This window comes from Methylobacterium sp. E-041, from assembly GCF_022829665.1.
Lineage (GTDB): Bacteria > Pseudomonadota > Alphaproteobacteria > Rhizobiales > Beijerinckiaceae > Methylobacterium.
The window spans coordinates 46,573-68,868 of the sequence record NZ_JAKSYQ010000121.1 but is presented as its reverse complement, the minus strand read 5'-3'; the positions used below and the strand labels follow the sequence as shown (position 1 = coordinate 68,868).

The 22,296-nt window shown below is 57.3% G+C and carries 18 protein-coding genes; 7 read left to right on the top strand and 11 right to left on the bottom strand.

All coding sequences use genetic code 11. The annotated features are described in order from the left end of the window. The first annotated feature begins 285 nt into the window (after window positions 1-285). From MKK70_RS11170 to MKK70_RS11160, 3 genes are read left to right on the top strand one after another with little or no spacing between them, the layout of a single operon-like run. Window positions 286-1,389 carry a glycosyltransferase family 4 protein gene (locus tag MKK70_RS11170; protein ID WP_243947683.1) on the top strand — a complete coding sequence of 368 codons (1,104 nt, stop codon included), beginning with the start codon at window positions 286-288 and terminating at the stop codon, window positions 1,387-1,389. Between the two features lie 2 nt (window positions 1,390-1,391). Continuing rightward, window positions 1,392-2,477: a glycosyltransferase gene (locus tag MKK70_RS11165; RefSeq protein ID WP_243937492.1), complete on the top strand. Its 1,086-nt coding sequence runs from the start codon at window positions 1,392-1,394 to the stop codon at window positions 2,475-2,477. After that, window positions 2,474-3,544, top strand: coding sequence for a glycosyltransferase (locus MKK70_RS11160; protein ID WP_243947681.1), 1,071 nt, complete (start codon window positions 2,474-2,476; stop codon window positions 3,542-3,544). The genes MKK70_RS11165 and MKK70_RS11160 overlap by 4 nt, the downstream gene beginning before the upstream one ends. A gap of 8 nt (window positions 3,545-3,552) precedes the next feature. Here MKK70_RS11160 and MKK70_RS11155 read toward each other — a convergent pair whose 3' ends face one another. From MKK70_RS11155 to MKK70_RS11140, 4 genes are read right to left on the bottom strand one after another with little or no spacing between them, the layout of a single operon-like run. Further along, window positions 3,553-4,401, bottom strand: a complete 849-nt coding sequence (locus tag MKK70_RS11155; RefSeq protein ID WP_243947679.1) for a glycosyltransferase family 2 protein — start codon at window positions 4,399-4,401, stop codon at window positions 3,553-3,555. Then, entirely contained in the window at window positions 4,398-5,009 is a 612-nt protein-coding gene (locus MKK70_RS11150; RefSeq protein WP_147844414.1) for an SAM-dependent methyltransferase, read from the bottom strand. The genes MKK70_RS11155 and MKK70_RS11150 overlap by 4 nt, the downstream gene beginning before the upstream one ends. Then, a complete protein-coding gene (locus MKK70_RS11145; protein ID WP_243947677.1) occupies window positions 5,006-5,740 on the bottom strand; it encodes a PIG-L deacetylase family protein in 735 nt (244 codons plus the stop codon). Before MKK70_RS11145 ends, MKK70_RS11150 begins: the two co-directional genes overlap by 4 nt. A gap of 56 nt (window positions 5,741-5,796) precedes the next feature. Further along, complete coding sequence (locus tag MKK70_RS11140) at window positions 5,797-6,948, bottom strand: acyl-CoA dehydrogenase family protein (RefSeq protein WP_243947675.1); 1,152 nt, start codon at window positions 6,946-6,948, stop codon at window positions 5,797-5,799. Between the two features lie 287 nt (window positions 6,949-7,235). On the opposite strand from MKK70_RS11140, the gene MKK70_RS11135 reads away from it, so the two are divergent. The 3 genes from MKK70_RS11135 to MKK70_RS11125 all read left to right on the top strand — a co-directional run bounded on the left by MKK70_RS11135 (window position 7,236) and on the right by MKK70_RS11125 (window position 11,769). Further along, a complete protein-coding gene (locus tag MKK70_RS11135; RefSeq protein WP_243947673.1) occupies window positions 7,236-8,270 on the top strand; it encodes a site-specific integrase in 1,035 nt (344 codons plus the stop codon). 521 nt (window positions 8,271-8,791) lie between these two features. After that, window positions 8,792-11,215, top strand: a complete 2,424-nt coding sequence (locus MKK70_RS11130) for a DEAD/DEAH box helicase (protein ID WP_243947671.1) — start codon at window positions 8,792-8,794, stop codon at window positions 11,213-11,215. 215 nt (window positions 11,216-11,430) lie between these two features. Next, complete coding sequence (locus MKK70_RS11125; RefSeq protein ID WP_243947670.1) at window positions 11,431-11,769, top strand: hypothetical protein; 339 nt, start codon at window positions 11,431-11,433, stop codon at window positions 11,767-11,769. An 8-nt stretch (window positions 11,770-11,777) separates the two neighbouring features. On the opposite strand, the gene MKK70_RS11120 is transcribed toward MKK70_RS11125, so the two are convergent. Next, window positions 11,778-12,110, bottom strand: coding sequence for a helix-turn-helix transcriptional regulator (locus MKK70_RS11120; protein ID WP_243947668.1), 333 nt, complete (start codon window positions 12,108-12,110; stop codon window positions 11,778-11,780). A gap of 116 nt (window positions 12,111-12,226) precedes the next feature. Between MKK70_RS11120 and MKK70_RS11115 the strand changes: the two genes are divergently transcribed. Then, entirely contained in the window at window positions 12,227-13,381 is a 1,155-nt protein-coding gene (locus tag MKK70_RS11115; protein ID WP_243947666.1) for a hypothetical protein, read from the top strand. Window positions 13,382-13,427: 46 nt separating this feature from the next. Here MKK70_RS11115 and MKK70_RS11110 read toward each other — a convergent pair whose 3' ends face one another. The 6 genes from MKK70_RS11110 to MKK70_RS11085 all read right to left on the bottom strand — a co-directional run bounded on the left by MKK70_RS11110 (window position 13,428) and on the right by MKK70_RS11085 (window position 21,959). After that, entirely contained in the window at window positions 13,428-14,462 is a 1,035-nt protein-coding gene (locus MKK70_RS11110; RefSeq protein ID WP_243947664.1) for a hypothetical protein, read from the bottom strand. Between the two features lie 138 nt (window positions 14,463-14,600). Next, window positions 14,601-14,771 carry a hypothetical protein gene (locus MKK70_RS11105; protein WP_243947662.1) on the bottom strand — a complete coding sequence of 57 codons (171 nt, stop codon included), beginning with the start codon at window positions 14,769-14,771 and terminating at the stop codon, window positions 14,601-14,603. Between the two features lie 415 nt (window positions 14,772-15,186). Next, window positions 15,187-15,699: a L,D-transpeptidase gene (locus MKK70_RS11100; RefSeq protein ID WP_409568264.1), complete on the bottom strand. Its 513-nt coding sequence runs from the start codon at window positions 15,697-15,699 to the stop codon at window positions 15,187-15,189. Between the two features lie 364 nt (window positions 15,700-16,063). After that, complete coding sequence (locus MKK70_RS11095) at window positions 16,064-16,480, bottom strand: hypothetical protein (RefSeq protein WP_243947658.1); 417 nt, start codon at window positions 16,478-16,480, stop codon at window positions 16,064-16,066. 825 nt (window positions 16,481-17,305) lie between these two features. Next, window positions 17,306-17,854 carry a recombinase family protein gene (locus tag MKK70_RS11090; RefSeq protein ID WP_243947656.1) on the bottom strand — a complete coding sequence of 183 codons (549 nt, stop codon included), beginning with the start codon at window positions 17,852-17,854 and terminating at the stop codon, window positions 17,306-17,308. Between the two features lie 190 nt (window positions 17,855-18,044). Continuing rightward, window positions 18,045-21,959, bottom strand: coding sequence for an NACHT domain-containing protein (locus MKK70_RS11085; protein WP_243947654.1), 3,915 nt, complete (start codon window positions 21,957-21,959; stop codon window positions 18,045-18,047). Window positions 21,960-22,296: the final 337 nt, after the last annotated feature.

The following is a 22,296-nucleotide window of genomic DNA, read 5'->3' as shown; positions in this document are numbered from 1 at the left end:
TGCGCCGATCGGATGGTCCTGCATCATAGCGCAGGATCGCACGGCCCCTCGATCGATCCAATGTGAAAGTCCGCCGCGGCCCCGGCGCCGCGAGACCCGTGCCGCCCGGGCGTATACGATGGCGGCCCGCTGTCCCCAGCACCTTGCGTCGACGCGGGAACCGTTGCGGTCATCCTCGGCTTCCGGGATGGTCGGTGAATCAGCAATGTTGCATCCGTTCATCCTGCACACAGACAGGATATGCGATGTGCGACCACGGCCTCCGTCGCTGGAAAACGAGCTTCCGTGAAGATCGCTCTCATCGCCCACCTGAAGTTCCCCATCGCGCAGCCGTATCCGGGCGGTCTGGAGATGCACACGCATCTCCTCGCCGGCGCCCTGATGCGACGCGGGCACGACGTGACGTTGTTCGCCTCGGAGGGATCGGATCCGACACTTGCGCCGGTCTGCGTCTGCCCGCCCACCGGTGACGGGCTCGGCGATCCACTGCGTCATGCGTCCATCGATCGCGCCGAGAACGCGGCCTATGCGCGGATCATGGAGTTGGTGCGGGCCGGCGACTTCGACATCGTGCACAACAACAGTCTTCACGACCTGCCGCTGCGCCGAAGCCGGGACCTCGCGGTGCCGATGGTGACGGCGCTTCACACGCCCCCGTTCGACTCGCTTGAGGCGGGCGTGCGCGCCGCTCCCGCCGGCATGCCGTTCGCCGCCGTCTCGAACCACACGGCCGACGCGTGGCGCGAGATCGTCGCCGAGCCGGTCGTCATCGGCAACGGCGTCGAGCTCACGGTCTTCGTCTACCGCCCGGCGCCGGACCCGGTGCCCTACGTGTTCTGGTCCGGCCGGATCGTGCCGGAGAAGGGGCTGCACCTGGCGATCGACGCCGCGCGCGCCGCCGGCCTCCCGCTGCACTTCGCCGGCCCGCGGCCCAATCCCGCCTACTGGGCGGAGTGGATCGCCCCGCGCCTCGGGGACGACCTCGTCGATCTCGGCCATCTCGGCCATGCCGAGCTCGCGCGTCACCTCGGCGGGGCGCGGGCGGCCCTGGTCACCCCGCGCTGGGAGGAGCCGTTCGGGCTGGTGGTCGCCGAGGCGCTGGCCTGCGGCACGCCGGTCGCCGGCTTCCGCCGCGGCGCGCTCCCCGACATCCTCGACGCCACCTGCGGCGCGCTGGCGGCGCCCGACGACGTCGCGAGCCTGTCGGACGCGATCGTCCGCGCCGTCGCCCTCGACCGCCGCGCCTGCCGGCAGCGTGCCGAGGACCTGTTCGACGCCGACGCGATGACCGCCGGCTACGAGGCGCTCTACGACGCGGCGCTCGCCGCGCACGACCTCTCGCTGCTGCCGGTGCCGCGCCTGCGCCGCGTCGCCGGCGCGCAGGCCTGACCATGCGCCCGTCCGAACAGGCGGTCGTCTGCGTGCCCGCCCGCGACGAGGTGCGCTGCCTGCCGCGCCTCCTCCGCTCGCTGGCCGCTCAGGACGGCCTCTCGGCCGGGACGCCCCTGCGCGTCCTGATCGTGGCCAACAACTGCACCGACGGCACGGTCGCCGCCGTGCGCGCGATGGAGGCGGCGGGCGAGGCGCCCGCGCTCGCGATCCGGGTGATCGAGGCGCATCTCGAGCCGGCGGAGGCCCATGTCGGCACCGCGCGGCGGATGGCGCTCGATGCCGGCGCCGCCTGGCTCGACGCCGACGGGCATCCCGACGGCATCCTGCTCACCACCGACGCCGACGCGCGGGTGCCGCGGACCTGGCTCGCCGCCAACCTCCGGGCGCTGGAGGGCGCCGAGATCGTCGGCGGCCGTCTCGTGATCGACCCGGAACAAGAGACCGATCCGGCGCTCGCCGACCTGCATGACCGGATCGAGCGCTACTGGGCCGCCGTCCGCCGGATCGAGGACGCGCTCGATCCGCCGCCGCACGATCCCGCCCCCCGTCACGGCGACCATACCGGCGCGAGCCTCGCGCTGCGCGCCGCGCTGTATCGCAGCGTCGGCGGCCTGCCGGCCCTGCCGCGCGGCGAGGACAACGCCCTCGTCGCCCGCGTCCGCGAGGCCGGCGGACGCCTGCGCCACTGTCCCGAGGTGTCGGTGATGGTCTCCGACCGCGCCGCCGGCCGGGCGCAAGGCGGCATGGCCACCGAGATGGTCCGGCGCGCCGTCACCGCCCGCGCCGGCCTCCCCTACCGCCTGCCCGCACCGAGCCACTGGGAAGCCGTGATCGCGCGGCGCGCGGCGCTGCGCAGCGTCTTCCGCGGCACGGCCGGACCCGAGCGCCTTGCCGCCCTCGCGGCGTTCGGCCTCACCGCCGCGGACCTCGCATCCATCAGCCCGGATGCCTGCGTCAACGACATCGCCTTCGTCGAGCGGGCGGGCCCGCTGTGCGAGGCCGCGGACGGACCGGCTCCGGAGATGGAGCTCGACGCTGCGCTCGCCGCCTTCGACACGATCCTCCGCCCGAGCGCGGCCGCGTGAAGCGGCCGGTCGGCTACTACGTCCACCATCAGGGCGCCGGCCATTGGCAGCGCGCCTGCGCGATCACCCGGCACCTCGACCGGCCCTGCACCCTGATCGGCACGCTGGCCGGCCTCGATCGCGACGCGGCGCCGGGCAGCGTGCTCGACCTGCCCGACGACCGCTTGCCCGAGGCCCGTTCGCCCGAGGCCGCTTTCGACGGCCGTGACGGGGCGGCGACGCGCCCCGAGGCCTTCCACTACGCGCCCCTCCGGCTGGCGGGCCTGCGCGACCGCATGGGGGCGATCGCGGCCTGGATCGCGCGGGAGGACCCCGCCCTGATCGTGGTCGACGTCTCGGTCGAGGTCGCGCTGTTCGCGCGCCTGATGTCGGTGCCGGTGCTGATGGTGCGGCTCGCCGGCACCCGGACCGATCCACCCCATCTCGAGGCCTTCCGCAGCGCCGAGCGCCTGATCGCACCGTTCCCGCGCGCCCTCGACGGCGCGTCCGTCCCGGCCTGGGTGCGCGACAGGACCCATTACGCCGGCTTCCTCGGCGCGACCGCCCGCCCCGGCCCCGCCCCGGACCCCGACGGCCCGATCGTCGTGGTGTTCGGCCGCGGCGGCGCGGGCGGCGATGCCGCCGAGCTTGCCGCCGCGGCGCGCGCGGTGCCGGATCGCGCCTGGCACGTCCTCGGTCCGGTCGCGGGCATGGTCGCCGATCCGCCCCCGAACCTGCACCTGCACGGATGGGTCGCCGAGATCGGCCCGCATCTCGCCCGCGCCGCCCTGGTCGTCGGGGGCGGCGGCGACGGCGTGGTCGCGGCGGTGGCGGCTGCGGGACGCCGCTTCGTCTGCCTGCCCGAACCGCGGGCCTTCGGCGAGCAGACCGAGAAGGCGGCGGCGCTCGAGCGCCTCGGCGCCGCCGTGGTGCGCCCGTCCTGGCCGGAGGCGTCCGCCTGGCCCAGCGTCGTCGCGGCCGGCCTCGCCCTCGACCCCGCGGCGATGTCCGCCCTGCACGATCCCGACGCCGTGCCGCGGCTGGCCGCGACGATCGAGCGGATCGCCGCCGGCCTCGACGCGCGCTGAGCCCGCGCTCAGAACGGCCGGTCGGCGGGGACCTGCGCCGCGGCGATCTCGGCCTCGGTCGGGGAACGCAGCACGGCGAGGCCGCCGGCGCGGTCGGCCGCCACCAGCCCGAGCCCGGCGAAGGCGTCGAGCCAGCCGTCCATCGGCCAGATCCCGTGGCGTCGGTGGAAGCGCCGGGCGTTGGCGACGATGTCGGTGAAGTGCTGCAGCGGCGGGTCGCAGGACAGGTGGTGCTGGTGGAAGGCGTGCATCCCGCCGGCGAACAGCACCGGCACCCCGGCCTGCGCCGCGCGGAAGGCGAGGTCGGTGTCCTCGGCGCCGTAGCCCGTGAAGCCCTCGTCGAAGCCGCCGATGCGGTCGTAGGTGGCGGCCCGCACCGCGAAGGCGAGCGACCAGAACAGGCCCGGTTGCGGCGCCGGGATCACGCCGGCCTCCGGGAAGCGGCGCGCCGGATGGCGGTGGCCGACCCGGTCGAGGCCGGCTTCGGTCCAGCCGTCGGAGACCGCAGCGCCCGGAAGGTAGCGGATCTCGCAGCAGATCAGCCCGTCGTGCTCGGCGACGGATGCGGCGAGCCCGGACACCAGGGTCGCCGACGGGATGCAATCGACGTCGAGGTAGACCAGGACGTCGCCGGACGCCGCGCGGCGTCCGGCGTTGCGGGCCGCGGCGAGAGGCAGGCCGTCGCGCCGCAGATGCGTGCGCCGCACCGGGAAGCCGAGATCCGGCAGCGGGCCGTCGTCGCCGCCCATCTCGACGATCACGGCCTCCGCCGGCGGCGCGCCGCGCCCGAGGCCTTCGAGCAGGCGCGCGAGATGGTGCCCGCGGCCCTTGTTCAGGGTGACGACGCTGACGCTCACGCCGAGACCTCGGCCGCGACCCCGTCCACGTGCAGCACGTCGAGGCGGTACTCGGCGGCGCGGATCCGATGCACCGGCCGTGCGAAGCGCGCATCCGCGATCAGGGCCTCGGCCGCGGCGTCGCCCGAGAGCGGATAGTCGGTCTCGCCGAGCCAGTGCACCAGCACGATGTCGCCGCCGGGCAGGATCGACGACCCGATCCGCGCCGCGATCCGCGCGACGTCCGCGCGCGAGAAGAAGTACGCCACCTCCGACAGCACGATCAGGTCGAACCGGCCCGCCGGCCAGGCATCCGGGATCGCGCAGGCCTCGAAGCGCACCCATGGCGTCGCGGCGTTGCGGGCGCGGGCGGCGGCGAGCGCGGTCTCGACCACGTCGATGCCGAGCAGCGCCGCGCAGCGCGGCGCGAGCCGGTGGGTGAGGACGCCGATCGAGCAGCCGATCTCGAGGCCCGAGGCGTAGCGCTCGCGCGGCAGGGCTTCGAGCGTCGCGGCGTACTTGGCGGCCTCGTAGGCGCTGGTGGTGAAGCCCCACGGATCGGGATCGGGGTCGGCGCCGTAGAGCCCGGCGAAGTAATCCGGCGTCAGCGAGTCGGCGCGGCGGCTCATCGCGGCAGCTCCACGAAGCGTTCGTAGGGGCCGCACAGGCGCTCGACCATCGCCTCCGATAGGCGGAAGCCGTCCGGATCGTCGGCGATCAGCCGCGTCGTCTGCGAGGCGTGCGCCGCGACCGCCCGGCGCTTGGCGGGGCGGTGCGCCTCGACGTCGAGCCGGAAGCCGGTCGGCGCCGGCCCGACCTCGCGCTCCGGCGGCAGGGTCCAGCCCCAGACCGGGTAGGCGTAGGCGCGGATGCCGGGGATCAGCGGGCGGGCGAGCCCGACGATGTCGGCCGCCGCGGTGTGATCGCAATGCGGGTCGTGGCGCCACGTGACGAAGACCGCATCGGCCCCGCTCTCGCGCACGGCGTCCGCGACCGCCTCGGCCGCGGCCTGCGCCGTCGCGCCGGTGCTCGGCACGTGCGCGTCGGGCAGGCGCAGGAAGGCGACGTGCTCGGGCGCCAAGCCGAGCTCGCCGACCGCCCGGCGGGTCTCGTCCTCGCGCAAGCCGCGCAGCCGCTCGGGCGGGTACAGGCGGGAATTCGGGTGCGAGCCGCAACCGTCGCTGACGACGACGAGCCGGACGGGCAGGCCGCGCGCCCGCGCCTCGGCGATCAGGCCGCCGCAGCCGAGGCTCTCGTCGTCGGGATGGGGGGCGACCACGACGAGGCCGCGCGTCGCCATCGCCGAGAGATCGGCGACGGGCAGGGTGTCGAGGAGGGGCAGGAAGGCGTCGGCGCGCATCGGGTCTCGGCGGTTCGCAGGGCTCGGCGCGACGGGGTCGTGCGTCGATGCGGCTGTCAGGTCGGTTCGGGGTCGTGCCAGAGTGCGTGGACCGGGGCGTCGGCCCCGGCGACGTAGGCCGCCGCGCTGACGAGTGCGCCGTCGGGGGCCGGCTGGCGCAGGTAGGTCGCGAGGTCGCGCACCAGCCGCTCGAGCGGGTGGGCTTCGAGGAAGCCGGAGAGGCCGACCGAGCGCTGGGCCAGCTCGATCGCGTCGAGGCCCGCCCGCTCGACCGCGCCGCGGGCGAGGGCGACGTAGGCGACCGCCCGGTCGCCCTCGACGGGCTCCGTCGTCGCCAGCCGGGCGGCATGCTCCACGAACAGGCGCGCGGTCTCGGCGGCCGTGGCCGCCTGCCCGAGGCGGGCGCGCTGGTGCGGATCGCCGCCGCGGCCGGTCTCGGTCAGGTGGCCGCGATGCGCCTCCAGCACCGCTTCGATGCCGCCGCACTGGACCGCGAGGAAGCGCCACGCCCCGGCGGCGAAGAACGGCTGGCGATAATAGTCGTCCGGGGCGCCGATGCGGTCCAGGGGCTCGACCCGCAGGCCGGAGAAGTCGACGGTGCCGGTGGCGGAGGCGCGCATCCCGTGGGCGCGCCAGTCGGCGAGCTCGGCGCGGGCTTCCGGATCGAGCGGCACCACGAGCATCTGGCGGCGCCCGTCCGGCAGCCGCGCGGTCACCAGCGGGCGCGTGACGTGCCCGGCCCCCGAGGCGTAGGACTTCGCGCCGGTCAGCACCGCCGGATCCGCCTCCGTGCCGAGCGCGAGACCGCCCGGCTCCGCCGGCTCGGTGTTCCACACGCCGAACAGGTGCCCGGCACGGGCATCGGCCGCGAAGCGCGCGCGCACCGGATCGCTGCCGTAGCGCAGCACCAGCGCCAGCGCGTTGACGTGGCCCTCGTAGATCCGCCCGACCGCGAGGTTGCCGCGCCCGATTCCGCGCAGCACGTCGCGCAGGCGGTCGGCGCCGCCGGGCGTGCACAAGCCCGCTCCGCCCAACGCCTCGGGCAGCGGCGCGACGAGCAGCCCGGCGCCGCGCAGCGCCGCGATCGCCTCGACGGGGAAGGTGCCGTGCCGATCGGGCGCCGGCGCGCGCGCCACCGCGGAGGCGGCGAGCTCGGCGATGCCGACGGGGCGCGCGTTCACGAGCGCGATGGGGAGGGGAATCGTCATGTTCGGATCCGCAGAATGACGCGTGCGCGTGAACGCGCCATGTACGGACGCGCGAAGGTTCAATCAGCGGTAGGCGCGGCACGTTCCGGTCGCCCGGAAGGCTTGACCGTCGCACCAGCATGATCCTTGCCGAAAATAGCACACGGCTTGGTCAGTGTCGCGTCACTCTAGGATCAGCGATAAGCGTTTGTGACCAACGGCTTACAGCGCCTACCAACGGCACAGCGTCAACAAAAATAACCGTCTTTTCAGGGCCACTCCCACTGTATGTCACTGTGAGCGGTCAAATGGCATCGATTCGAAAAAGGAACGGAAGCTGGCAGGCACAGGTCCGAATCACTGGCGCTGCTCCAGTCAGCCGAACCTTCGCGACCAAGATCGAAGCCAAGCGATGGTCCATCCAAGCCGAAGCGGCTGTTGGCGATGCCCGATCTCAATTGGATTATGAGGATCAGCAGCAGGAAACCATCGGCAGCATACTCACACGATATGGCAACGAAATTTCCCCGACTAAACGCGGCTGTCCAAGAGAGCAGTCTATAATCAGGCTTGTCACGAAATATCCGCTACATAGCGTTCGCTTAAACGATCTGTCAGAAGGTAAGGCAGCTTACTATCGCGACACAAGACTAAAAGTAGCTAAACCAGCGACAGTTGTCCGAGAACTTGCTGTCCTTAGTCACGCCCTGGAGATCGCCCGAAGGGTATGGGACTTGCCTGTGAAGGAAAACGTTTTCCGAAAAGTTCATAAGCCTGCTGTAAACAATGCACGAACAAGAAGACTAGAGCACAGAGAACTAGAAAAAATAACCACAGCTATCCATGATAGAGGATGTGATTATCTTACCGACATTATCACTCTTGCAATCGAGACCGGGGCAAGAGGGTGCGAGTTATTTGGTATCGAACTTCAACACATCGATTTCTGCAAGAAAACGGTTTACTTCCCGATCACAAAGAACGGATCGCCAAGGACAATACCATTAACTCCCAATGCCATAGAGGCTATTATTAGAATCATATCGAAAAATGATGTCAAAACCAACCTTATAACGCAAAGCAAGCATCAGGTAAAACGAAACTGGATCCTATCGGTAAAGAAATCAGGTATCAAAGGACTTCACTTCCACGATTTGCGTCATGAAGCGATATCCCGGTTCTTTGAAATGGGCCTAACGGTGCCCGAAGTAGCAATGATCAGTGGCCACCGTGACTACAAAATGCTTGCAAGATACACCCACATCAGACCTGAGAACGTGGCGAAGAAGCTCGCAGACATCTACGCGAACCGGCATAACATCAAATCCGAAGAGACGATATGATCAGGCGCATTTTCTGACTTTAGCGTAACAATACGAACTGCCCGGACCGGCATGACCATCTGTCAGTGCCTATCACGCACCGTCTCTTTCCACCCTAAAATTCGGCCATCGCCGGCGATCATGCATCGGTGGTGGCACGCGTCTGCCTATCGGTTTTCTAAGACGCTGTTGCACATTATGACTAGTTATAGACTACACGACTGCGGAGTCGAAGTGGCGGTGCCGATGCCAGTGCGATGTTACCGTAATTTTCGATGCGCAAATTTTTTGTCAACAATCGCACCAAAGCTAGTGCCAGGGTGACCCGTTAGATCCGCGTGTCATTTGACAATTTGAAAAAACGTATGTTTCACAAAATTATTGATTTGATATGTCCTGCGACAAAAAAGCACTATGCTTGTATTTTGAACTGACGATCTGTTATGGATTTATAACAGTGCAGGGATGATCCTGCCTGGTTTTCCAGAAACACGATCACTCCCGCAACGGAAGGCGATCTTCATTTATATACCGAGGATAGCGTGATTACGATTTTTTATGTGCCCGCCCCTACTGGAAGCGGCAAAACGACGGGAATCTATCGACAAGCTGTGAGACTAGCCGAAACAGGCGCAAACGTTCTGATTGTTCAGCCAAGCAGACGGTTGATACGGCAAACTGTCGAAGAGCTTAGAGGCGAGAACACTTCTATCCATGTCGAAGCCATCTATAAGGCTGAAACTGATGGCGATGGCGGTGTTGAAGGGAGCGTAGGCGCAAAAATAATTGCCCATCTGGCATGTCCATATCCTTACGGACAAATATTGTTTGTTACATCTGTCGCACTGGCGGCGTTAGATTTCTTTCCGAAAAAGCAAGACTGGAAGGTCTTTGTCGATGAAGTTCCAGGTATGCTTGTGGAGCACTATCTGACGATCCCTAACACGCATAGTATTATAACGAGCCATCTTGTTCTCGTACCTAAAGGTCCCGAATACGGTCTTTTGGTCGCTAGAGAGGGTGGCAAGATCGATGCTATATCCCGAAACAAGGGCAACGACATTAATCTAAAGTCGTTCGATAAGCTGTCACGGTGCATACGCAGCAAAAACTACGACACCTATGTGAAGATCAAATCCTATAATCATCTGTTGGAAGGCAGATCTGAGCAAACAGATCTTCGTGCTTGGTCCGTGTTAAAACCAGAAGTCTTTCGAGGGTTCGCGTCTGTGACAATAGCGGGCGCCCGGATTCAAGACTCTCTGCTGTTCAAGCATTGGGAGAATGAAGGTGTGCTTTTCATCCTGGATCACAGTTTGGATGAAGACCTTCTGTACCTAGACCATGAAAATGGTAAGTATGTTACATTTTATTATGGAACTGAAAAAGATTATTCGAAGGCGGAGAGAAACAAAGAGGGAGATAGAGTCCGCTTAGAAATGATTAAAATCATCATCGAACGACTCGATGGACAGCCGTTTGGATGGATAGAGAACGAAGATCGGAAGGAAGAAAACCCATTCTCGAAAGTTCCGGGTAACATGAAAATACCCGCTACTTCACATGGCCTAAACAGCTTCAAGAACCTTCACAACGCCGTTATTCTCGGTGCGTATAATTACAATCCAGAGACAGCGCGATTTATCAAGCGGGTCTGTCATGTCTCCCGCGATGAGCAAAGAGACGGGTTTTGTCACCAGAATCTTTATCAGGCTGCATGTCGAATTTCCGTCAGAGTCCATGGAGATACCACATCAAAAAAGATCTTTGCCCCTGATAGAAAATCCGCCGAGTGGCTGTCTGATCGGTTCCCCGGATCTTCGATTGTCTCACTCGGTATTGATTCCGTTAAGGCGAAGAAGGTTGGCCGAGAAAGGAAGCACGAGAACGCTGCGGCCCGGAAGAAAGCACATAGAGATAGTAGAAGGGAGCAGCTTCTTTCCGACATTAGGTTCCATGAAAAAATCCTTTCGAAGCAATTGCTTCCCGAGTTAACGGATTCATGGAACGAAACTACTTATATTGATTTAAGTAATAACGTGACACGATTTCAAGGAACTCTACTGGCGAACAAGTACCACAGAGTCGGGGTTCGGCTTGAATATACCAACGCGGAGTTTGTCGAATATCTTAAGTGGCTCGGCAAGAGAAAGCTGCAGTCGAAAGGTGATAACTTTCTCATATCGCCCGCACTGTTCGTTCCTAACTTCGAAAATAACACATTCCGAACCCTAGAGAACGTTCAGACATCTAACGGCATTTGGTTCGATGTTGAGAATGGAAATCTACCATATGACGAATGGCCAAGGATCTTTCCGCAACTCGAAATGGTAATCTACAGCACACGTTCTCATACCAAGAAGAAGCCGAGATATAGAGTCTGTATTCTAACTGACAAAATGATGTCTGTATCAGTCTATAGAGAGATATGGTTTCAGGTAAAGCAGCGTATAATTGATGAAGGGTATACAGAAAACAAAATCTCAGAAAGCAACCTATCATTAAAGGCGCATGGTATCGACAACAAGCATAATCCATCTGACATGTTCTATCTGCCATGCCGAACGGAATCGGGCAAACATAACGTCTTCAAGGATATTCGAGGCGCCGGTAGAAGGCCACTTAACGTAGTCGATTGGATCGAACATGCATCCGATACCGACCATAACGCCGAAAAAACGGACGCCATGATTCCGATGATCTCTAATGAAGAGCATACATCTCTAAAAGGCCATCAGCAGCAAAAGATTGAAGAGGCTAAAGCAAGGTTCGAGACAGTCGGCCAATTGCCAGAAGAGGGCGACAAGTCAATCTGGAACCTACACCTAGATCTCGAAAAAACCGGGATAGATCGATACGAACACGAGTCAATCCTAAGAAATGCTGCACGCCACACCAAGTCCCCATCGGATCGGCAGGCACAGATAAGCCGACTTATGAAGCGGAAGAGATGGCGTGTTGCTTGATTAGACATCTCATCCTAGAGTTCGAAACTCAAGTCTCAACGGATTGACTACTCGGACGTCATGAAAATCTGTTAGTAAATCTTGACTTTTGGCAACTAACTGTGTATAACATATCGATCAACAAGGCGTTGATTGCAAAGGAATCAATTATGTCAAACCTACCAATGCGATATAGACTCAGATTTGCCTGTCAGCGATGCGTAGAGCTTCTAGAAGTGCAGCTTCGCGAGACACAAGATAGGGAAGATGTTTGTGACTGTGGAGGGGAGTACTGCAATTATCCTAATCATTACGATTACAAGCTGCCATTCAAGCACATGGACGCAACTGTATCCTTTTTTATGATTGATACTTGGTTCGCTGACAATGATAATATCGCCGATGACGATATAAAACAAAATGTGATTGAATTATTGCAATATTGTTCTGGGTACGCGTCAAATAACAATCCAATCATGAAGAACATGCTTGACAAGCTTGTGACCGATTTACAGGATGGCGGTGGTGAAGAAATTGCTGATGTCGCAAAAAAGCGGAGGCAGAAACTACACTAGCATTTTTGTTATTTTTTGTTGGCGTAGCTAACTGCAAGAACTGTCACTACATCTGCGACCGTTGCTAGTTCATCATCGCTTATATCAGCTAAAATCAATTCTATTTTGGCGATACATTCGATGCGCCGCGAACTTCCGCCGGCATCCCCGAAGATATATCTTATGGGGATGTTCAGCACTTCACACATCCGATGGAGGGTTTCAATCGTAGGAAGATTGTGCCCTCTTTCGATGTTGGAAATAGCTTCTTTCGTCCGGTCGACCTGTTCTGCCAATTGCTCTTGGGTCAGGCCCGCTGCGTTTCTCGCCGCCTTTAAACGCAGGCCGACCGATTGGTTCAATTTTGTCGCCATACCCGAATTATGAGTTCGGGTGCACCAGTTGCCGATAGACTGAAATCCGCATAAATTCGCGAGATATGGAGTTTCAGTCGGGTTTGCGACACGGGGCAGTTTCGATGGGCATCTTTGAGCGGTTCGGTCTCGCGTTCGTTCTGGCGGGCTTCTTACTCGCGTCAGAAGCTCATTCAGAACTGTCAGCGCAATCCGGTTCCGACCAGTTGAAACGCGCGACCGTTCTACCGGCCGTGCGTGCATCTACCGCCTGCATCGCATCCGGTGTTTCGAGACAGTCGGGCATCACCGGGCAATCATCCGATGGCGCCATTTCGGAGGGCATCAGGCGGGTGATCGCGGGCGGTGGCTGTGACGATGCCATCATCAAGATGGTCGCCGTGTATGAGCGAACCTACGGACCGGGGACAGGCACCGCGTTCTTCTCTGGTGCTTATGGCCGTGATCTTCCTCGCGCGGTTCGTTCCCGACTTGCTGATGGTACTCAAACCGGCTCTCAGAGCGGCACAGGTGACCGTCAGGGGCCTTTGATCGGTCAACGGGCCATACAGCCGTCGCAGCCCGTCCAGGTTGCCCCTGTGGTCGGGTCCGCGCCGGCCGTCACCGCGCCTTCAATTTACTCAGAGACCACCAAGCCGAAGACCCTTGCCGAGATCCAATTAGAACAGGCATTTTGGGTTCTCATGGGTAACATAGCCGGCATCTTTGCCTTGGCCGGCTGCGCTACCTTCGTTCTTTTTTCGATCGGACTCGGATCGCGCTGGGTGGTGTTTGCCGACAGTGGGGATCTTGGCCGAACATCATCCATCGTCATCGGACCTATCGTAACCGCCTTGGCCATCGCCTTTGAAATTTGGCGAGTGACGTTGGGAGCACCACACACGATCCTGGACAAAGCCTTCTTCATGAATCACTGGACGCTCTTGGCGATCCTGGCCATCGGCACCTTGGTGGTCCTGTGGGGCTTCGTCTCTACGGTCACCAGCACAATCCGCTTCAACGGCCTCGCTATGGGCTCCGCAATTGCGGTTCTGAAACTGACAGCCATCGTGTTCGTCCCGCTGGCGCTGTTCGGGGCTATGCATCTCACCGATCCGTCAAACCCGGAGCAGCGTCACCGACCGAACGTCGCACTATGGATCATCTTCGGGTTGGCAATTTGGTTTGGGTCGAAGCTAATCAACGGACCACGCGTTCTCCGCCGACGTAGCAATACATACTTAGAACTTTCTTATACTAAACCGTCATCGGCGTACTAATAATTCCGAAAATGCTTGCGCCGCACTATACTTATGGGATGCTAATCTAGTAACGATTACGCTCTAGCTCGTATAAATACGCCATAGGATGTTTTTTCATAATAGCCGCCCTTGATGATGCGAATTTGTTTTGGGTGGATAGAATTCCACCTATAGTTATAGCTGAACCAGCTGCGTTCCAGACGCCTGGAATATCGAGAGGCACACCCTTTGAGGCCGCAATGAACGAGGCAGTTGCTGCGACTGCCGACATCACTATTTCTTTAGAAAAGAATACCTCTTTCTTTGAAGACCGCAGTTCGTCTCTAAGAAACTTAAGATCGTCAGTCATCTCGACCTCAAACTGCCGATTTATTTCAATCCTGTCGCTATGCTTGGCAACGTCTTTAAGAGATCCAATCTGCTTATTTAAACAATCAAGATATCTATGTCTCAAATCGCGGATAGCATGGCCGCCTTTTGCAGCTTCCCGCCTACGGAAAGCAACGAGATTTTTAAGCGGAATATCTGATGTTTTGATTACACTGAATGTAATGGGTACAATCAACTCGTACTGGTCGCATCCGGCCTGCCCCTGATTTGTCATTAAGTTTGTTAACGCAGCATAAGCAATTCCTCGATCCGTTATCCTTGTTTTCGTTTTACCCGCGCAGCAATCGGCTAGAATCGACATAAGAGCAAGGCCAGCAGAATCCTCCAGGGGAACATGCCCATTGTAACTATCCCGCCCAACTAGGCGTAGCTCTCTGAGCATACCCCACGTTTCTGGTAGGAGCTTTTCAGGAAACATTCCATAACGATAGAAATCGTTGACTCTATCTCCGTGATAGAGGAAACTTTCCGGCAAAGGACCAGTTGCAAAGTCTTCTATCATAGCGTGAGCATTTGATTTATCCTCTTCACTTGGGCAATATGCGGATCCGATGACTTCCAAGCCATCTTGTACATCTTTATCAGGATGCTCTAGTTCGAAATCTTTGTAAGGCACGATAAATTCGAGCTTGTCCCACAGCAGTAATGCGCTTTTCAGTACGCCCGGCTGCTTTAATTGAGTATGGGGATAGTACACAGCTGACTTCATTCGATGCAAATTCCTTTTCTATAAAAAGTTCATTATTGCTAGGGGTGTGGATCGGATGGGTATGGCCACGTTGTGTTCATAGACACCCTAGCCGGAGCGCCTCTGTCAAGTGTGGTTTCAATCTGCACCGTTGCGTGATCAAATATCTAACCCGGCCCGGATGCGAATATATTCGTCAATCAATTTTCTTACCATCGACGCAACACTAACGCCATCATCGACAGCAAAATGTTTCAACTGACGCATCGTCTTGTCACATAACCACAAAGTGTAAAGACGGAAACCGATGTCATCCTCTGTCTTATCCATTCAGGGTAAGCCTCGAAAGTTCATCTTTTACGGTGCCGCATAAGAAGCTGCGGGCATCATCATCAATCTGATGGTAGAAGTTAGAGAATAAGTTATACGCGGACAGGATAACTGCCGGGTCTAATGTGCCGGTTTCGTCGTATTGCTCTATGCCTGTTTGTATATAGATGACCTGTAGGGCAACGCAATCAGCATGTTCTCGCGAGTCCCATAGTTTGTTGCCGCGATCTAGGACAATGGAGCAGGATAGCCCCACAAGATCGACGACGTAGTCTTTTTCTGTAGATTTTAGCGTTGGTATCATATGCTGTTCGTCCGTGCTTACTATTATGTATTGATATCAGGTCGTTCTTGATATCTACGAGTATATAGTAAAACACGAATTTCAGGCGCTGACGGATGAAGGCGTGCGAAGTTACATTCCCCGACCCATCTGGTCCCCTGCTGACATGACCGAGTCTACATCGTAACCGCGTCGTGTTCGGGCAGTCTGTTGATAGCCACCGTTCCCACCGGCCATGCTCAGATCGTCACCCTCAATCTGAACGTGGGTGTTTCCAGTGCCCTCGGCTTTGACCAGCGCGAACAGAGCAGCGGCATTCCGAACCGAAAGGCGGACGCAACCATGCGAGACCGCGCTACCTAACTGACGAAGGTGGTTCGTCCCGTGGATAGCGTGGCCTTGGCCTGTGAAGAAGATCGCGAACGGCATCGGGGCATCGTCGAACTCACGGGAGAAGTGCGTCCGTTCCATGCGCTGTGGCCGGTATGATCCCCCGGGTGTGTCGTATCCGTCCGCGCCCGTCGAGACCGGCCAATCATACCGCGGCTGGCCACCCACCGTGACGATCATCCTCTGGACGGCCTTGTCCACGGTGATGGTGACTTCTGCCGTGGCTGAACCGGCCGTGGTGGTCGTGAGGATCACTCCTAGGAGGGCCCCGAGATAGCTGTGACGCATTGCAAGACGCCTGGGTGGAACGGTGCTGTGAGGCGAAGCTACACCGTTTCAGGCGTACCTATCCATTGGCCTCACGCACCAACAGCCGGCCTAGTGGTCGGAACCCAACGCCTGGTACCGTCCGCTCACGACCCAACCCGGCCGCCCAGATCGCCGTGGACGCTTCTCCGAAGCGGCCATTCGTCAGCCCTACGGCAACTTCGGCTACGGGTGGCGAGCCGAAGTTAGATAGGTGCCGGGAAGGGGAACTCCGCTTAGCGCTCGCCGCTAGCGCCACGGACTCGGCGCCACACCACGCCGTGCTGTCGGCCAGACTTCGGCTGATCGGCTGTTAGGTCGAGAATTTGTCGAATACATTCATGAGCAGCATTTCGATATGCGCGGCCACAACGTTGGCGCCGACTTTGAGGCTGTTCGGGTGGCCGCAGCCGTTCCGCAGGGTCAGGCCGCTCGCGAGTTGCGCTTTCACGTTCTTGCCAATGATGCCGATAGCCACGATCCGGTCGAGGAAATCGACTTCCTTCATCCTCCCAAGGTCGTCCGTCGTCGCGGCAGCCTTCCACTTGCCATCGACCCTCTTCGCTTCGGCGTTGAAGGCAGCCAGATAGTTGGCCATGACCTCGTTGTGCAGGACGCTGACGGCGGCGAGCCACGACATGACAATGGCCGACCGGTAGAGTCCGGATTCGTGGCACTGGATGGCTTCGGCCACGAAGGCACGCGTTGTGTCGTCCTTGATCGCCGCCATGTGCTTCCGTAGGTCCTGAGCGACCTTAGCGGCGGCGGGCGGGAGCTGGCTTACCCGTAGCTCTTCAAGCCGTGCTTGATTTTTCTCGGCCAACCCGTAGCCGCCGGTTGTTTCCCACGGCTTTTGTTGGGTGGAAGGCCCAGCTGCGATTACGGCGTTGTACTCAGCACACTCGGAAAAATGTCCAGTCTCGATTACTCGGAACTGCGGATCGTCGAATTTGTCGTACTGCCCAGACGTAAGTGGTTTTCCCGAGCAACCTGCAAAAAATAGATTTCCCTCAAAAAGCGATACTTCTGGGCAGCAATTACCAAATATGTAATTCGACGAACCAGAGATCAAGTAGGCCCCATCTCCGATCTCCGGATACCGGATTGCGGTGTCGTAGTTCGCTGCGCCTCCGCGTTGATCCGCTATAGACAGTGTTCTCGCACGCCGCCCGCAACCCTCTAGGATAGGGCATCGGTTAGGCAAGCCCTGACCGCGCGACTGAGAGAAGTAGTCTGCCTTGGAGTTTAACATGGAAGCGGTATCTGACCTCCCATACCGATAGCACGGTCGTTCGCGGAACCGCGACTCTCTTTTTATCACGTCGAAGTCGCATCACCGTTGCGGTTCAATCGTAGCCGCTGTCCTCTGCGCCGTCGTTCCGCTTATCACCGAGGGGCACCGTTTAGCGGGACGGCGCCCTTAGCAGAAGCTCTGAATGGCAAAGATGGGGTCGTGACCGGTCTCGCGGGCAATGTCCGCTTCGGTCCATCCGCCATCGCGAAGCGGACGGACAGAAAACCACCCACCGCGGACGTTCGGGCCGGGTACCAAGCGTCAGCCTTGCACCCCTAGCAGTCGGTATACCGATGCCCGCGACACGTTCAGTTCACGCGCGATGGCCGTTCCACCCAAGCCCGATGCAGCCAAGGCTTTCACCCGGTCCGCATCGATAGACGGCTTGCGCCCTTTGTAGACGCCTTTCTGACGTGCTGCCGCGACACCCGCCATCTGCCTCTCGTATCTGATAGCGGTCTCAAACTCGGCAAACACCCCAAGCATCTGTAAGAAGCACCGTCCGGCCGCTGTGGACGTGTCGATGGGCTGTTCCAACGCTACCAGGGCTACACCAGCCGCTTCCAGCCGTTTGACGATCCCACACAGGTCGGAGACCGAACGTGCTAGCCTGTCGATACGGGTAACGACGATCCGGTCCCCTGGTCGAGCAAACTGCAGAAGCGTTTCTAGCTCTGAGCGGCCTTCGACCTTCGTCCCTGTGTGGGTCTCGGCGCGGACAACCTCACACCCGGCCGCCTTCAACGCCACTTGCTGGATTGTGAGGGATTGGGATGAACTCGACACTCTTGCATAGCCGTAGGAAGCCATAGCGAACCGTCTTGTTTGACTCTAGACCAACTCACTATCGTGTCTCGAAACGCGAAAGTCGAGTCAAAAAAGACACCCGCTCATATGGAACGGGTGACACCGGGTGTCTCGCGGGGGTGCCTCGAAAGCGTCTACCCAAACAAGTAACATAAATCCTGTAGACTCTTAGTTCCAACCCCCTCGCTTTCTATCAGAACATCCCCGATATTCCATGCGAAACGGGTTCCGTCGATCGTTCTCGCCAAACCCCAAGCGCTTTGTTCATTTCGATACGACCAAGGAAGTCCGTTCGGCCTAGGTTAAGTAGCCTTCCTATCGCTTTGAGTGAAACCGAGTCTCTAGGAATGTTCTCGATCAACGCTGAACTAGCTGCTATCAAATACCAATCTGTATGACTGTCATAATTATCAATCATAACTGCGAGACAGTCATACAACAGCGGTTTTTTCTCTTCTGGGTGCATAAGATATAGCATAGCTGCTGCGCTTCTGGTCTCATTACTGACAGTGCTATCTAAGACAACATCAAGTAGTTGTGAGGAATCTTGAACGTATTCTCCTACCAATGCCCTCACAGTAGCCCGACGAGCGAAGCTTGATTCCTCAACTTCAAAAACGTCATACTCTACGTGCCACATCGACTGAACGATGACTTTTACTATCGACGGCAGTAGATGCCGTTCACTTTGAACATCAATTGGGAACGCATAAATTTCTCTTATAGAGGCATCTCTATAAGGCACTGATTGCTGAGTTGCTATAATTTTTCGAAAACCGGGCGAAGTTGTGAGATTAAGATTTATAAATTGGCCCCACCGGTGGGGAACATACTGCACGAGTTCAGGGTTGTTCTGAAACGTTCGAAGGACAGATGATGCCCCATCGCTGGATTGCAGCAATTCTTCAATCCCTGGGTGCGGAATTTTTTTGAAATCCATAAGATAATCGAAAAGTATCATCGGAAAACGATTTTGCAGATACTCAAGCTGATGAATATCTATTGGCTCATGTCCTGAAAGTGAAAGGGTAGATACCAGCGAAGGAATTCTATCAGCCTGCTTTCTTGCAGATCGCCATAATTTAAGCCCAAGCGCATAGTTGCTATTACAGAACGTAAATTCCGGAGGCAGCAAAATTTGCCATTGGTCTGGTATGGGGTGTTTATCCAGTGATCTTACAAGTTTTTCTAACGCATCAGACAGCTTCTCATTGTTATCTGCGATAAAACAATCCAAGCAGAATGACAAAATTGACAGAATTCCAGGAAGTTGACGCACGATCAGCCACATTTCCTCTGACCAATTCTCGGTGCAAAGGTCAGGCGGAGCATTATGTCGATGGACAACTAACGGACCAATGTGCTCCTGATCAAAAACTGATAGCTCTCTAAAATCACGGCGCGGTACATCGCTAAAGAAGGGCGTTATGAGTGAGATATGCCGTACATCAATTCCGAAATAATCAGACATGACAGGAATTTTGGTGGGCTGCGCGTCGAGAATAGATATCAAGTTGCTCGCAAGTGTCTCACTGATGTCGGAACAGTCGGTGCTAGAAAGAAAATTTAAAATGAACCTAATAGACCACTGAGGCAGATCGGGTATTGTCAAGCTTCTCTGAGCCGGCAGCATCGAAAGCAAAGCTACTTTATAACATTTGGTAGTCGCTGATAGATATTGCGCGACTTGTGGGAGTCGTTTGTAGTCATCTGGCATCGTTAATAGGCATATGTATGCCGCGCCAAGGGTTTCAGAAGGCGATTGGTCAAATAGATGATCAGCAGCAACTTCACGCAACCAAACGCGCGATTGAGTTCCTCGAACGTGTATCAGCGAATTTAACTGCGTATGATCAGCTGACGCGAGCAATGTCGAGAAACAAGTTCTAAATTGCTGACGATCCCTTTTGTCTTGCTCTAAAACTCCTTCTGAGAGAAGTCTAGCCGCTATTAACCCCCCAATAGCTAAACGCCTGCGATATATTCTTACATCTGGATCGTCGGACGAATCAATACTATTGAGTACAGAAACAGCTACAGCAAGGTTTGTTTGCTGGCGATTTTCGACAATCGCGCTCAAAACGAAATGCATGACCTCGCGCCAGTGCTGATCTGACGCAATGACGGACAATCTTTTATGAAGCAACTCATGTTCAACGCCTTCGTAAATATATTCACCAGCAAAAAATTCTTGAAGCTGCCGAACGTCGAAACGAACTTTTTCCGTTGTCTCCGGTGTATTGACAAGAACAAGCCGGTCGGTTGTTGCTTCCATTAAGATGGCAGAAGTTTCTGCAATACCATCATCAAGTTTAGATGAAGTAACATTGTACACTATTGCTTGCAATTCGGTTTTTGAAAGACTTGTATCAGAGCCTTCGCCAAGTTCTGCACTTTTGTGTAATTCAAATCCCAGTTTGTTGTGGAGAGCTTTTATAAGTTTATCGCCATCGCGAAGAAGAATAGCCAGCCCGTGGTTCGGACTTGCCTTATTAGCTTCTCGTTTTTTTACGACCCGATAGAAATTATCATACAATTGCCAGCGTCGCTCCGGCGGCCTGCCGCCATCGCGCACAACCACTGCCATGATATGAGATTGAAGCGGTGTCTTCATAATCTCTGTAATCGCCTGAGACGACAGCGCTTCTTTAAGTATCTCAATATTCCTTTCCGCTTCGTCTTGAGTTCTTCCTATTTCTAATATCGGTCGAGCGCAAGCTAGTGCCTGTTCGGCGCTTAGGTCTGATAGTATAACGACAGCCGAATGGAGATCCGAGAACTGTCCAGAGTAACCCTGCGGCCTCGAAGTGCAAATGGACATCGCGTCAGAGTCGACTTCGATAAGGAGATTATCAATGAATAGAGTGACTTCTTGTGCAACTTTATCTTTGAAATTAGAGGGAACTTCGTCCAATCCATCAAAAATGAATAACCATTTTCCGGCAGATAATGCACGTTTGAACGTCCCGGGCAGCATTAATTTGTTAATTTTCGCAGAAAATAGGCTAGAAAGATAAACAAGTATACCAGTAGAATCAAGATTTTTTTGCCTGCTAACCCATTGAGCAAAATCTTTCAACTCAACGTATACTGGAATGCGTGGTGACGCCGGCCACAGGTTTTGGGATACTGCAATTTCCTTTACCTCTCGCGCCGTATTCATTTGCTGAAAATTGACTCGTGGTCCATTCTCATGCGTGATAAATGCAGCCCTCTGAATTTGACTCAGATATTGACCTATGGTCGATTTACCTTGTCCCGGTCCAGCTTTGATGAACCAGATCCTCGATCGTTGAGGGTTGCGAGACCACGATTGCCAGTTGTCTGATTTATCTATTCTCGCGTCGATTTGGTGGTTGCGTGCCAGAGAATGCGCAATACTTTGCGCAGCTTTACCAGCCACCGGGGTCGTCGTACAAATATATGGAAGGTCTATGAAAAGTCTTTGGATTCCAGGGCGAATGTCCGTGCTCGATCCAGCCTGTTCCAATTTTGTGTACTGCTGATCGTCAAATTGATTGACTATCAGGTACCTAGTAAGTTCCTCAACCGAAGCGCGCTCGTCCTGTAGTCCATCAAATATACTCGCGAGTACATGACCAGGCGTCAATAAGTGAAGATATTGTTTGGTTACTTCATTGTGTATATTTAATAATCCAATGATTTTGTTGCCAGACCAAATATGGAACCTGCCTTCTAGGGCGGGATTAGTTTCTCGAACTAGTTTTCTTGCTTTGTCAAAAGTCCCATTGTCTGGAACGGCTGAAATATCTACGTTGGTAGCGAAAATCCATATGTTCGGCCAAACTCGGTTTGTTCCTGGTTTGGCAAATTCTTTAAGTTCATCACTTATTTGCTCAAGAACCCACGCCTGAGAGTCCTTTGTTAAGTGAGGGCGATGAAATTTCGACTGGATGTACCAGATACCACTCCAAGTATCGGATGTGCTCGGATAAGGAGCCGTACCCTGGTAATAACCATCGCGACCGCCATCAGATCCTGGGCCGAATGTCGTGACTCCCGGGCCTAAGACCTTCATCGCTAAAAAATTTATCATATGCTCAAAGGAACGTTCGTCCAGCTTTGCAAGATCATGAGTGTTAGACATGATTGTTGTCCAGTATCTAGAATTCTGTACAAACCGTACAATGCTATAAGTTAGACATCTCGTTTTGATTTATGGTTCATAGTTGTGATAGCGCAGCCTGAATTCTAAAATTCGCATGGGTTTTAGAAGTATGCAAGGCACGGGAGCATTTTATTTTTGGTCCTAGCTATTTCTGTTTCCGTGATATCCATAATGGGTTTTCAGCAAGAGGTTGGTTGCGTCATCAACTTGTTGCCCCTCGATATGATCAGGCCACGCGCGTGTTCGTCTAGTTACGAAGATCATCGGTGCTTCGAAGAATCCTGTCACACTTTCTGTCACAGATGGCGTCAAAAAC